The 14,098-nt window shown below is 44.1% G+C and carries 11 protein-coding genes; 3 read left to right on the forward strand and 8 right to left on the reverse strand.

From position 1 onward, the window contains the following. Both ABNK31_RS15850 and ABNK31_RS15855 read right to left on the reverse strand, forming a co-directional pair. A complete protein-coding gene (locus ABNK31_RS15850; protein WP_418893410.1) occupies window positions 1–1,635 on the reverse strand; it encodes an RNA-binding domain-containing protein in 1,635 nt (544 codons plus the stop codon). A gap of 34 nt (window positions 1,636–1,669) precedes the next feature. After that, entirely contained in the window at window positions 1,670–3,073 is a 1,404-nt protein-coding gene (locus ABNK31_RS15855) for a site-specific integrase (RefSeq protein ID WP_418893411.1), read from the reverse strand. Window positions 3,074–3,717: 644 nt separating this feature from the next. Here ABNK31_RS15855 and ABNK31_RS15860 point away from each other — a divergent pair. Both ABNK31_RS15860 and ABNK31_RS15865 read left to right on the forward strand, forming a co-directional pair. Then, complete coding sequence (locus ABNK31_RS15860; RefSeq protein WP_418893412.1) at window positions 3,718–4,200, forward strand: class I SAM-dependent methyltransferase; 483 nt, start codon at window positions 3,718–3,720, stop codon at window positions 4,198–4,200. A 300-nt stretch (window positions 4,201–4,500) separates the two neighbouring features. Continuing rightward, window positions 4,501–5,277: an ATP-binding cassette domain-containing protein gene (locus ABNK31_RS15865; RefSeq protein WP_418893413.1), complete on the forward strand. Its 777-nt coding sequence runs from the start codon at window positions 4,501–4,503 to the stop codon at window positions 5,275–5,277. Here ABNK31_RS15865 and ABNK31_RS15870 read toward each other — a convergent pair. After that, entirely contained in the window at window positions 5,243–5,974 is a 732-nt protein-coding gene (locus tag ABNK31_RS15870) for an LrgB family protein (RefSeq protein WP_418893414.1), read from the reverse strand. The genes ABNK31_RS15865 and ABNK31_RS15870 overlap by 35 nt on opposite strands. Beyond that, window positions 5,952–6,320 (reverse strand): CidA/LrgA family protein, encoded by a 369-nt coding sequence (locus ABNK31_RS15875; protein WP_418893415.1) that lies wholly within the window; start codon window positions 6,318–6,320, stop codon window positions 5,952–5,954. Before ABNK31_RS15875 ends, ABNK31_RS15870 begins: the two co-directional genes overlap by 23 nt. A gap of 161 nt (window positions 6,321–6,481) precedes the next feature. Here ABNK31_RS15875 and ABNK31_RS15880 point away from each other — a divergent pair, with 161 nt between their 5' ends. Then, a complete protein-coding gene (locus ABNK31_RS15880; RefSeq protein ID WP_418893416.1) occupies window positions 6,482–8,152 on the forward strand; it encodes a putative transporter in 1,671 nt (556 codons plus the stop codon). 252 nt (window positions 8,153–8,404) lie between these two features. Here ABNK31_RS15880 and ABNK31_RS15885 read toward each other — a convergent pair whose 3' ends face one another. From ABNK31_RS15885 to ABNK31_RS15900, 4 genes are all read right to left on the reverse strand, one after another. Continuing rightward, window positions 8,405–9,133, reverse strand: coding sequence for a nucleotidyltransferase family protein (locus ABNK31_RS15885; protein ID WP_418893417.1), 729 nt, complete (start codon window positions 9,131–9,133; stop codon window positions 8,405–8,407). Window positions 9,134–9,234: 101 nt separating this feature from the next. Next, a complete protein-coding gene (locus ABNK31_RS15890) occupies window positions 9,235–10,659 on the reverse strand; it encodes a phosphotransferase (RefSeq protein WP_418895426.1) in 1,425 nt (474 codons plus the stop codon). A gap of 5 nt (window positions 10,660–10,664) precedes the next feature. Continuing rightward, window positions 10,665–12,605 (reverse strand): NAD(+) synthase, encoded by a 1,941-nt coding sequence (locus ABNK31_RS15895; RefSeq protein WP_418893418.1) that lies wholly within the window; start codon window positions 12,603–12,605, stop codon window positions 10,665–10,667. 55 nt (window positions 12,606–12,660) lie between these two features. Next, complete coding sequence (locus ABNK31_RS15900; RefSeq protein ID WP_418893419.1) at window positions 12,661–14,094, reverse strand: transglutaminase-like domain-containing protein; 1,434 nt, start codon at window positions 14,092–14,094, stop codon at window positions 12,661–12,663. Window positions 14,095–14,098 lie beyond the last annotated feature (4 nt).

Genomic DNA, 14,098 nt, shown 5'->3' on the forward strand with positions numbered 1-14,098 from the left:
TTATTTTATTTTCCAGTAACCACCTCTATCTCCGCCAATACGTTCAATAATACCTTTATTTTTAAGCGAATCAATATCCCGAGCAACGGTAGCTGTACTTATTCCTAAATTTTGAGCTATTGTTTTCCGTGATACAGAATTATCTTTCTTTATTAATAAAAGAATTTTAGTTTCTCGGGAGGTTAAGTTTTCTGTATCATTTTCTGTATCACGACCTGTATCATCTGTATCATTTTCTGTATCAGAACCGACCTTTTCTGCTTCATTGTCTTCTCCGACATTTCTCCGATGCTTCTCCGACACATCTCCGACACTTTCAGGCTTATTATCTATACCAATTTCTGTACCATCTGCTTCATTTTCTGCTTCACCTCTAATCTTTTCTGCTCCATTTTCTGCACCACTTTTTGCCTCATCTGCACCACTTACTTTTCCTTCCGGTTTAGGATCGGCACTCATCACAGTTACCTTGAATGTGGTAATATCTTTAAAATCAAATATGGCCAAGCCGTTTTTGTTTGCGTCAAGCTGTTCCTGTACCATACTTATTCCCCTGTTGAAACGGTTTACATATCCAAGAACTTTCATCGCTTCAGCAATAACAGGATTGCGATAATCATTTACATGCGGGAAATTTTCCGGTTGTACTTTACCATAAAGTCCACCCGGATTATCCATCACAATCCGGTCGGAATATTCATAAAATCGGGCCGGAGCATTCGTCTCATACGTACGGTGCATGATGAGATTCATAGCCAACTCTCTTATTGCTTCATACGGATAATTGATTTTCATTTCTTCCCGCAAAACCGTGACGAATACCGGACGTTGCTTCTGAATTGTATATTTGATGAAGTAGTCTATCTCCTTTAATATCGTGATAAGGTTTCCCGAAAACTGTCTTTCATTTATCACTTTAGAGGTTATACTTTTTCCGGCAAATTCGACATACTGTATATACGCACCAAAAAGAATATGCGATGGATCTTTTCCAATGAGTAGGATGCCGGCAACTGTCGGGCAGTCTTGTGCCGGATCAAACAACTTTAAGGATGCCAATTGTTGCTTAATCCCCCGTTTATCTCCTTTTAATATGTTAGCGCTTACCATTTTGGGTAGATATTCAGATTTGAATAGATCCAGATCCAAATCATCAATGGTGGTATGCAAACACGGAGTAGTATCGAATGTTTGTGATTTTACTTCGCTTTTTTCACGAAGAATTCTTAATTCTTCGTCATTTGCTTCCCCCCGTCTCGGTCCGATACGGATATACACCGTTCCTTTATATTTCACGGGAGTATTCTTGCTCGGTTTTACTTCGACAACGGCGATATCGCCATCAGGAAATGAAAACTTTTCGACCATCAATGCCGGTTGAGGCAATATGTTTCCATCAGAACGTAATCCGGCCAAATTTCTTAACAGCTCATCCGTCACCTTTAACCCGTTCAATGAACCGTCATCGTAGGCTCCGATAATGAGATAACCCGGAAGTCGTTTGTTGGGCAGGTCATTTGCAAAGGCACAAACAGCCCTTGCAAATTTATCGGTATCTTTTGTTGATATTGTTCTTTCTACACGTTCGTTTTCAATATCTTTCAATAGAGCCTTTATTTCATCTTTTGTAATCATATTATGCCCTGAAGTTTAACACAAATATACTGATTTATTCCAACATCCCTATTAATTCTTTTTTCATGTCGTCATCAATAGTCCGGTATCGTGCAAAAACTTTACTACCCTCTTTATGGCCACTTAAAGCTCCTACCAGATTCGGATCTTTGACTTTTTTATAGATATTCCCAATGAAACTGCGTCTCGCCATGTGAGAGGAAGCCACCTCGTATAAAGGTTTTTGAATTTCCTCACGGGTTTGTTGGTCAAGAACCGTAACCATACGGTCAAGTCCGGCTCTCTTAAAGGCTTCTTTTATTTTGCGATTATAGTCCTGCTCCGTATTGAATGGAAAAAGACTTCCTCTTTCATAATCCTGATACTTGGTTATTAGTCGTTTGGCTGTATCATTTAACGGTACACGAACTGTTATCGCCCTGTCCTCTTTTGTTTTTCTCGGAATATATTCAATAGCACCATCGATAATACTTTTATAAGTCATTTTATACAAATCACTGACCCGACAGCCTATTAAACATTGAAAAACAAAAATATCACGCTGGGTTTCCAATTCTTTGTTATCGGACAAATCAGTTTCCAAAAGCCTATTCCGCTCCCTATTAGTAATATATATGGGTGTCCCGTAAACGATTTCTCCTATAGTAAAATGTTTGAACGGATTATTGGATGTATACCCGTTATCATTTGCCCAAATAATGAAACTGCGGAAGCGGAGCATCATGTCTGCGACTGAATTTTGTCCACGAGGCTTAGGCATACCTTTAGGAATTTCATTACCGTTCTCATCCAGCCGAGGTGGACGTTTTCTTTTTGGTGTTTTAACCGCTACTTTAGTCGAATATGGAATCTCTTCGTAAATATCAGGGTATTTCAGGAACGCATCTTTTTCGTTACCAAGAAAGTCCTCAATCTGGTGTAACATATCTACTGATAAGTTGGCGAATGACATCTTAAATCCTCTATGTCCTTCTTTTTTCTTGAATAACTCAAAACGGCGTAAACTTCGCATTATTACTTTGAAATTTTTTTGGCGTGCTACGGATAATTTGTGAGTGGAAAGATATTTTCCCATCACATCAAAGAAGGATTCTTCAGTTGGAGCAACAGATTTGCGAGTAGGCTTATGAAACTTCTTTATTTGTTTTTCAATGAAAGATCTATCTATTGTACTCTTGTCCTCGCTTGTGTTTATTATATTTTCGAGATAATCGGTCAGAGCTTTGAGTTTAGAGCGTTTTTCAAGTAATAGCTCTCTTTCTTCTCCCTGTATTAAAGGAATATTTATGTCATTCTTCTTTCCCCAACGCTTGCGGTCGACCCAAATTCCGGAACCTGCACGAATACGAACATCACGGGATACATATAATCGCAGATTTATTTCGGATTCACCTGCATTATTGATGATTTTTCCAAGATAAAAATTAGTCTGTGCCATCGTCGAAAATTTTATTTCTTCAAAGGTACTGATTTTATGTATAATTACATCACCTCCGTGTCCGCAATTTGTCCGCATTTTTGGAAAAGTACTCAAATAGCATCCAAACACAATCAATCAGATTCAATCGTTAAACACTATATATCAAATAAATACCGTTATTTTTCAATCTTATGTGTTTCCCTTATTTTGGGATTGTCAAAACCGGCTCTGGGTACTTTAAAGCCCCTATTTTCAAATGAAAATAAGGGCTTTATATTTTAACAAAGGACAAAATAGAAACAACCGGTATTCATTAACATTTGCAGTTCTAGTATTAAGCGTTCGTAAACCCTACCCTTCGCCTAAACATGAAACGTTATCCGCCAGGTAAGCGATAGCGAACCGTCAAAAAAAATCAGGAGGGAAATGTGTACGAAACAGTAAAAGCACAATTGGAAAAAGCACAGATAAATTTCAATGTGCATGATGCGCTTACTATTTTAGAAAGCGTAAAACAGGAAGGGGTTTGGGCAACACGAGTATCATTCGCTTATTCAGTTTTCGAAAATAAAATCTATTACGTATTGAATAGCAATTTTAGCCATATATTAGCATATCAATTCCCATAAAATGCATCAAATGGGGTTTCTCTACATATGAAAATGGACATAAAAAAGCAACACGAAAAAAAGCAAGTTGATTTTTTTGATAAAATTTCGGATGTATACCCTGAAATACGCCCAGGGTATAATGAAGAAATATACAAAGCAATTTCACAATTTATAGAAACCGGCCCATATTATAAAATAGTAGAAATCGGAGCGGGAAATGGAATCGCAACAGAGAGAATAAATGAAATTTGGAACGGAGAGATCACTTTAATCGAGCCAAGTAAAAAACTAAGTTATTTGTTAAAGGAACGATTTAAAAACCACAGCAATAAAAAAATCATCAATGAGTATTTTGAAAAGGTTAAGCTTGAAAAAGGTTATTTTGATGCTATTTTTTCTGCAACCTCCTTTCATTGGTTAGATGGTAAGACCAAATTCAGAAAATATATCAAAAACATACCGGAAATACAAAAGAGAAAAATATTCGTAAAAGTCAAGATGAGAAAATGGAAAGTCGAAAAAATGAAATCCTAAATAGTCCATTATTTGAGTTGGTAAGCCATAAAATAGTTGAAACAAAAATAGATTTTACGAGTAACGAATATATAAAACTGCTGAAAACGTTTCCTGACCACTCAACATTCTCTACTACATTTTTCAGAGAAATAGCAGAAATAATTGAAATTCGTGATAACACAATAAAAATCAAAATAACGACAAATCTTGAGATTGCGAAAAGAATCAACTGAATCTACCCTCAAAAATGTCTCGATTTTACAATTTTCATAAAACGCAGCACAGTACTTTTGCTCCCATATTTCAGGAACGAAAAATATGGAGACCGAAATTTCAATTCACAATCTAAGTAAAAGTTATCCGAACGGGACAAAAGCATTAAAAGACATTCACCTTGAAATCAAAAAAGGAGAGTTTTTCACTCTTTTAGGTCCGAACGGAGCAGGTAAATCCACCCTTATCAAAATCGTAACTACTTTACTTCATAAAGATTCAGGCGAATTTTTGATTGGCGGAGTAAATCCTGAACTCGAAAGCGCAACAATTCAAAACTACATCGGTGTCGCCTCGCAAGACACTGAACTCGACCCGTCGGAGAAAGTAGAAAATGCGCTGGTATTCCAAGGCCGATTATTCGGACTATCAAGAGCAAAAGCCTTTTCGAGAGCCGAAGGACTTATCTCGCTGTTCCAACTCTTTACCGAAAAAAACAAAAAAGTAAGTGCCCTTTCGGGAGGGAACAAACGAAAACTACATTGCGCGCTAGCTTTGGTACATCATCCAAAAGTTCTGTTTCTTGATGAACCCACTGTTGGAATGGACCCTTTGGCAAGGGCCAACTTTTGGGATGTCATTAAACAGCTAAATGACACACAAAATTTCGGAATGGCACATTTCGCATTTTCGGTTGGCAGCAAAGAAAACGTCGACACATTGACAAAACAGTTGGAAAACGACGGATACAGTATTGTAGGAAAACCGAGGACAACAGGAGACACGGATATTACGAAAGTGTGGCGCTTGACCCGGAAAACAATATCGTTAAAATTACAATTTGAATTTAAAACAGCATCAATAGTTTTGCCACCGGGATAAGTAAAGCCGTCATTACCCCCATGATACCGATAGCAAGCCCACTAATGGCACCTTCTATTGCACCCATTTCCATTGCTTTTACCGTCCCTAAAGCATGAGAAGCCGAACCTAACGCCAGGCCTTTGGCGACCTTGCTTTTAATGCCTATTTTACGAAGGACAATGGGCCCGACTAACCCGCCGAAAATTCCGCAAATCACCACAAACGCCGCCGCTAAAGCAGGAATTCCCCCGGATTTCTCTGCAATACACATCGCGATAGGAGTCGTGACCGATTTCGGGGCTAATGACGCCGTCAAAATTTTATCGGCTCCCATCCATTTACCCACTAACACGACGCAAACAATTCCGACGACGCTTCCGGCAAAAACAGCAGTGAGCATCGAGATAACATTTCCTCTTATATACTCCATCTGTTCATAAAGCACATACCCGAGGGCAACCACACTCGGGCCTAACATAAAATTAAGAAAATGCGTTTGATGATAGAATGTCTGATAATCAATTCCGGTAAATTTGAGAAACGGAATGATCATGACCATCGAGATCAAAAGGGGTTGTAAAAAAGAGAGTTTCGTCTTTTTATAAATAGACACTCCCAACAAAAACGAACCAAAAACCAATCCAAGCAAAAAGATTTCGCTCGAAACATAGGGACGCACTTTTTCCATCAGCTCAGGGCTTAAGATTTCTTTCATTTTTATGTACTTTTCTTTTTTCAAAAAACTCTTGAATGACGGCTACCGTTATAATCGTAAGAACCGTGCTTACACCAATGGCCGTAAGAATGACAGAGATGGACTTCGAAAACAGGTCGGAGTATACCATTAGTCCCACTCCTGCCGGCACAAAAAAAATCGCCATGTTCTTTGTAATGACGATGGACGCTTCGCGTACGTTTTCGGGATTCAACACGTTGAAGAAAAGCGCCAGAAAAAGCAATATCATTCCAATGACGCTTCCCGGAACAAATTGATGGATCAGTAAACTGACCAGCTCTCCTATATAATAGAAGAGTAAAATATAAAACAACCCTTTAATCATGAGTCTTTCCTGTTTGTAAACAGGACGTTTTAAAAATTGAGTAACCTAAAATCGCCGGCAAAGGTACGATATTTACCCTGAAAAGAAAGCGAGGAAAAAGTATTTTTGTTTGTTTGAATTTTAAATGCTTTCTTTGCGCCGAAATCGAAGAAGCATCATTCATGGAATTTTTGGATACGATATTTAAGGAACATTCGGTTATACAAGCTCTCATAGTCATTTCTATGGTATGTGCCCTGGGACTTGCACTCGGAAAAGTGAAAGTTCGGGGAATATCATTAGGCGTAACGTTTGTTTTCTTTATCGGAATTTTAGCCGGACACTTAGGCCTCACCCTCGATGCCCAAATGCTAAACTATGCAGAGAATTTCGGGCTTTTGGTATTTATTTATGCCTTGGGGCTACAGGTCGGCCCGGCATTCTTTTCATCCTGGGGAAAAAGCGGAATGAAGCTGAATCTGCTGGCTTTATCCGTAGTTTTTGTGGGGATTGGTTTAACATTGATCCTTCAACAGTTTTCAGGCGTTTCCCTCCCGGATATGGTAGGGATTATGAGTGGGGCGACAACCAACACGCCTATGCTCGGAGCCGCTCAGGAAACCCTTCAGCAAATCAATACAGAGGAATTCAGTAAGTCGAATATGACACTCGGGCTGGCATTGACTTACCCTTTGGGTATCGTAGGCGTTATCTTCGCTCTAATCGTTATTCGAAAAATGCTTGCAAAACATCTGCATATCACCAATACAAACGAAGACCGTCGCAATAAGACCGTAATCGTCGGTTTTGAAGTAAACAATCCGGCCATATTCGGCCGCACCATACAAGAAATAGCCTATCTGATTGCCAAGCATTTTGTCATCTCACGCGTATGGAGAGAGGGAAAGGCTATCGTACCCACTTCTCAAACAATCATACAAGAAGGCGACCACCTGCTTATTATCACCACCGAAAGTACCGCGGATTTACTATCCGCCATTATCGGGAAAAAAGAAGACCGGGATTGGAACCGGGAAGATATCGATTGGGATAAAATCGACAATCAATTGGAGTCGCACCGCATCGTCATAACCCGTCCGGAAATAAATGGAAAGCGTTTGGGTTCGTTACGGCTTCGCAACCTTTACGGCATCAATGTCTCCCGTATCCATCGATCGGGAGTGGTTCTGCTACCCACGCCCGATTTGGTTTTATTTATGGGCGACCGGTTGACGGTAGTGGGAGAAGCGAAGGCAATCTCGAACGTCGAAAAAGTATTGGGAAATGCCGTCAAAAATCTCGACGAGCCCAATTTGGTTTCTGTTTTCGCCGGAATGGTCTTGTCGCTTTTAGTCGGCTCCATCCCTTTATTCATCCCCGGAATCAGCTCCCCGGTGAAGTTAGGATTGGCGGGAGGCGCCATTGTCGTCGGCATCCTGGTGGGCGCATTCGGTCCTCGGGTACATATGATTACCTATACGACCATTAGCGCCAACCTTATGTTAAGAGGATTAGGATTATCGACATTCTTAGCATGCTTAGGATTGGATGCGGGCGTACATTTTTTCGAGACCGTTTTCCGTCCCGAAGGAGCATTATGGATCGGCTTGGGATTTGCCATCACCGTTATTCCGGTGATAATTGTAGGATTCGCAGCAATTCGTTTTATGAAGATGGATTTCGGGACTATTGCCGGCATGCTTTGTGGCAGTATGGCTAACCCGATGGCATTAAATTACATAAACTCAACCATCGAGGGCGACTCTCCTTCCGTGGCTTATGCCACCGTATACCCGTTGACCATGTTCTCGCGATTGGTGACCGCACAATTGTTGCTGATGTTGTTTTTATAACTTTCCGCGGGAAAAACAGGTCGGCAGGGCTTTCACAAGGCTTCAAGCAGGTTGCCGACGAGTCGGCAAACAGGTTTTAACCTTAAAAATAGATTTCCGATGGGTCGGCAGCTTGTTTTCAAGGTTAAAACAGCCCTGCCGACGCATCGGTAGGGCTTTCTTCATCCTGAAAAACGCTTGCCGACCCGTCGGAAAACGTTTTTCAGACGTGCCAACGAATAGCCGACCGGTCGGCAAGAAAACAATAAGCTTTTAATCGAAAAACCGTTCGGCCTGCTGCAATGAATCAAGCTTTCCCACATCCATCAAACGGAAACGGGGAGGGATAAAAGCGGTAATTTTTTCTTTGTTACATAAGGACAGATAGAAATCAATAATGGAAAACTTGTCGGGAAAAGATTTCATATATCGAAATATTTCGGGACTCAGCACATGAATGCCCGCAAATGCCAGCGGACGGTGTCCTGCAACCTGAAAATAAGGATCGGGCGACTTGATCTCCCCCGACAGACGATTGATCCATCCGCGTAAATCGCCCCCGGAATCAAAAAGCAGATAACGGGATGTGTTACGTTCACTCACCACGAGCGTCGCCAGGGACTGTGCGTGCAAATGAGCTTCATAAAGTTGTCCGAGATCGATATCCGAGAGAATATCGACATTATGCACAAGAAATGGCTGACCGTCATCGAAAAATGCAGCAGCCTTTTTAATGCCTCCTCCCGTATCGAGCAATTTTTCACGTTCGTCGGAGAATTCGATTCGAATACCGAAACTCTTTTGCGATCGGACGAAATCGATAACCTGTTCGCCGAAATGATGAATATTGATGATGATTTCATCAAACCCGGCCTGTTTCAGTTTTAATACGACATGTTCCAGAAGGGGCTTTCCGGCAACGGGCACCAATGCTTTCGGAAGGGTGTCGGTGATGGGTTTCAAACGGGTGCCGAGCCCGGCGGCAAAAATCATTGCTTTCATATATGAATTTGGAGATTAGAGATTGGAGACGATAATAAATTACGAATTACTAATGACAAATTACTAATGAGAAATGAGAAATGACGACCGGCAACTGAATTTCATAGGCGGCTTTTGAACAACTGTTCCAGATTCTGTTCCCGATGGATGAGCGTGACTTTCACGCCGAATTTCTTCGAGATATGCTCGGCGACTTTCTGCGCCGCATAAACCGAACGGTGCTGCCCTCCGGTACATCCGAAGGCAATCATCAAATGCGTGAAATTACGGTCAATATATCGTTTCACGTGATTATCCGTCAGTTTATATACCGAGTCGAGATACGCCAATATCTCCCCGTCTTCTTCCAAAAAGCGAATCACCGGTTCATCGAGCCCGGTAACATTATTGAATCGTTCGAATTTTCCAGGGTTGTTAATAGCCCTGCAATCGAATACATAGCCCCCGCCGTTTCCCGACGGGTCGTTCGGAATTCCTTTTTTAAAAGCAAAACTCACCACGCGCACTTCCAACACCCGTGTTTGCGTATCGGAGAACTGCTTGAGGCCGGTCATTTCTTGCAGTACCTGCATCAGATAAGGATATTCGTCGAAACCGTCTTTCAACAGCTCCCTGAGATTATTCAGAGCAAAAGGGATGCTTTGGATAAAGTGCGGTTTTTTCTCGAAATATCCCCTGAAACCATAAGCGCCCAATACCTGTAACGTGCGGAATAACACAAATTGACGCAACTCGGTGATAAATTTCGACTCATCGACTTCCCGATACTTTTTAAGCGAACCGATATAGGTTTGAATAAGTTCGTCGCGCAACTCCGGGGGGAAATTCGCTTTCGCTTGCCACAGGAAAGACGCCACATCGTAATATACAGGCCCTTTACGGCCACCCTGAAAGTCGATAAAATACGGAACGCCGTCGACCAGCATCACATTGCGCGACTGAAAATCGCGATACATAAACGTATTTCCCTGATCGTTGAGCAGGTTTCGCGAAAGGCGTTCGAAGTCGTTTTCCAATAAATCTTCCTGAAACTCCATCCCGGTCGTTTTCAAGAAATTATATTTGAAATAATTCAAATCCCAATAAACCGAACGATGATTGAATTCGGGTTGCGGATAACACACGTTGAAATCGAGCCCCTCGGCTCCCTTCACCTGAAAATCGGCAAGCATGGAAATCGTTTTGTGCAACAGCTCTTTTTCCTCATTGCTGAAAACGCCCGTCAAGCGTCCGGCATTGATGGCATTGAACAAGATGCCGTCGCCTAAGTCTTCCTGAATATACAGCAACCCGTCGGCTGAAGTAGCAAAGACCTGCGGAACATTCAGCCCCTGCTTTTTAAAGTGGTCGGACAAGGAGATAAAAGCACGGTTCTCCGGAAGCGATTGTCCCTGTACTCCGATAATCGAAACATCGTCTTGCGTCAAGCGGTAATAACGCCTGTTGGATCCCGACGACGGTAACGCTTCGATTTTCGGACTCGATTTGCCCGAATGTTTGGTAAATAATTCGATCAATCTTTGCATCATTTTTAAACTGTAAAGGGTTCAACACGTTCGAGTTCATCGAGCCATAGATCCGCGGCGGCATCGCTCGGCATCCGCCAGTCGGTACGGGGCGACAGACTTACCGACCCCACTTTCGGCGCATCGGGCAAACAAGAACGTTTGAACTGTTGCGCGAAAAACCGGCGGTAAAATATCCGCAACCATTTTCGTATTTCTTCGAACGAATAGGTTTCATGAAAAGCCATCTGAGCAAAAAGACAAATGCGCGAAGGACTGTCGCCGAAGCGAAGCATACGATATAAAAAGAAATCATGCAGCTCGTACGGGCCTACTACACTCTCGGTGCGCTGCCCGATCAACCCGTCTTTGCCGGGCGGAAGAAGCTCGGGACTGAAGGGAGTATCGAGCACATCCTGCAAAACCGGTTTGACGGCATCTTCCATCTGCGTGTCGGCAATCCATCGCACAAGCGTGGCAACCAACGTTTTCGGGACACCGCTGTTGACACCATACATCGACATGTGATCGCCGTTATACGTGGTCCACCCCAACGCCAGTTCCGATAAATTACCCGTCCCGACCACAATTCCGCCGATCTTGTTGGCATAGTCCATCAATATTTGCATTCGCTCGCGCGCTTGCGCATTTTCGTAGGTGACACTCTGGTCGTCGATATCGTGCCCGATGTCCTTAAAGTGTTGGGTAATCGATTCGACAATCGAAATCTCTTTCACCGTGACGCCCAATGAGCGCATCAACGACAAAGCGTTGGAGTACGTGCGGCCGGTCGTTCCGAAGCCGGGCATCGTTATGCCGCAAATACCGGTGCGGGGTATCTTCAGCAAATCGAAAGTGTTAACCGCCACTAAGAGGGCAAGCGTAGAATCCAATCCGCCCGATATCCCGATCACCGCCTTATCGGTACCGATATGTTTCAGTCTTTTGGCTAAGCCATGCGATTGAATCCGAAATACATCGCCGAGATTTTCATCGGCAGTTTCGGAAGAAGGAATAAACGGATGCGGCTCGACGGAGCGATACATCTTTTCTACGGAAACACGATCGATACACGCGTAGATATCTTCGGCGCCTCGGGCCGGAATGGTGAAATTGTTGTCGACCATCCGTTCATGCTCGAGCATGCTGACATCGATATCGGCGATAATCATTTCGTTTTCGAAAGAAAAGCGGTTCGACTCGGCCAGCATCGATCCGTTTTCGGCAATGAAACAGGCTCCCGAAAAGACCGTATCGGTGGTCGACTCGCCACAGCCGTTCGAAGCATATACGTATCCCCCGCAGCAACGGGCAGACTGTTGCGACACAAGCGACCGTCGGTAGGCGTTCTTGCCGACCAATTCATTACTCGCCGAGAGGTTAAAAATAATGTGCGCCCCTTCCACCGACAGTTGCAAAGAAGGAGGAATCGGCCGCCATAAGTCTTCGCAAATTTCCACCCCGAAACAACCGAAAGGTGTTTGAAAAATGGTTGACGCCGAAGCCACCGGATAAAGGTCATCACCGATTTCAACCGCGGTATCGCGCAACAGATCGCCGCTTATAAACCATCGTTTTTCATAAAATTCGCGGTTGTTGGGAATATATCTTTTAGGGACGACACCCAGAATCCCTTCGGCCGATAAAACGACCGCTACGTTATACAAGGCGCCACGGCAAGCCAGCGGCATGCCGGCAATCACGATTAGCGAGGGCTTGTCTTTCAAAAAAGCAACCAATTCGAACAGAGAGTCGATCGCTTTGTTTTGTAAAGCGGTTTGAAGGAACAAATCGCCGCACGTATATCCGGTGATGCCCAATTCGGGAAGGCAAAGCACCTGAACGCCTTCTGCCACGGCATCGCCGATAACGGATTTCATTTCATACACGTTATAATCGCAATCGGCGACCCTGACTTTCGGGGAGGCCGCCGCTACCCGTATAAATCCGTGATTATTAATATCCATATAGGTAAATTGATGTGAACATGTTCGAACGCAAAAATACGAAAATAAAAATGATTTACCGATAGGTAACTTCCATCTTATACCTCCATTGGTTGAAATAAAGGTTGCGCGAAGCTGTTTCCACCTCTCCCCGTTGGAAATCGACCGTCTCGCTGCGGGGAAATTTCTTTTCCGGAAGAAAGCCGCCCGAATAATCGGAATTGACATAGAACCGGTACGAGTCGATGCCCGACATAAAGAAATCCCGGCCGGCCGGATGCTGCAACGGATCTCCGCGACCGAAAGACGGATCGCAAGGAATCCATCCCGTTCCCTCCAGATACACTTCGGCCCAATCGTGCAGATTCACTTCGCCGGGATGCATCATCCAGCCGCTTTGCCATCGCGCCGGAATACCTTTGTAGCGCAGCATGGCGATCAACAGCAAGCCCACCTGCCCGCAATCGCCTTTCCGGTTTTGCATCACATATTCGGGGATGTTGGCGATGGTCGAATATTCCAACGCGCTCGCCCAAGGATAGGTTGCCGTGATAAAACGGTACACCGACCGTAAGACGTCCACCGGTGTTTCCGCCCCGTCGTGGGTAATGCTGTCGGCCAATTCCTTCAAGCGGGGTGTAAACAGGATGTGCGGCGTCCTTTCGGCAGTGTACGTTTTGTAAAGTGTCGAAGCGGTATCATACGGGAGCGCCTCGATACGCGAAAGGTCAAACCATTCACCCCTCGACGTAAACTCGTATTCCGCCCAGAAAGCGACCGGTTGACCCTGTCGGGCTTTCTGCTCCATGTAAATCGAGGTGTGGGCGGTTTGATCGTCCGAAAGAATATAGCCGGGATGGGAAGCGCCGATAAACACGACATCCGATTGCCGCGGCACATCCCGGCGCGGATAAGGCAGCCAGGCACGTACCGTCTCGCCTTCCTCCACCGCACCCGAGTCGACCGTGAGCGTATACTTCACCCGCATCGTTTGCGGCGGCAACAGGCGGCGGCCGTTTTGCTCCGGCTTTCCCATTTGCGACAGATGCTTATCCAAAACGGCGGTCGTGCCGCTTACATCGGTCGACACCGGCGCCTTCGACAATGCCCGTGCTTGTTCATCCACGCGGAAAAGATTAGGCGCAGCGTTGCGAAAATAACGTTTTTCCCCGTCGATCAGCCGATATTCCAATGCCAACGAATTTTCCCATCCGGCGAGTTGCTCTTCCGTAGGCGTAAAGCCATGGCGTTCTTTTATCCACGAAACGATTTCGTCCCGCGAGCGGTTAAAGTCAAGCGCCACACGGTGCAATGAATCTTTTGTAAAGGCATAAGCGCCCTTTTTATCGTCGGAAAGGCTTTCATCGCTCATCAACGAATCAAGGATGAAAGCCGCACGCGTAAAATTTCCGGCGGTTATTTCCTGCGCAACAACGGCATCAGGCGCCGGCTTGCGGCCTGCATTACACGCCATCATCAAAAACGGTATAATCCAAATCAATTTTTTCATGTGT

The sequence above is a fragment of the Limibacterium fermenti genome (assembly GCF_041902845.1).
GTDB lineage: Bacteria > Bacteroidota > Bacteroidia > Bacteroidales > Dysgonomonadaceae > Limibacterium > Limibacterium fermenti.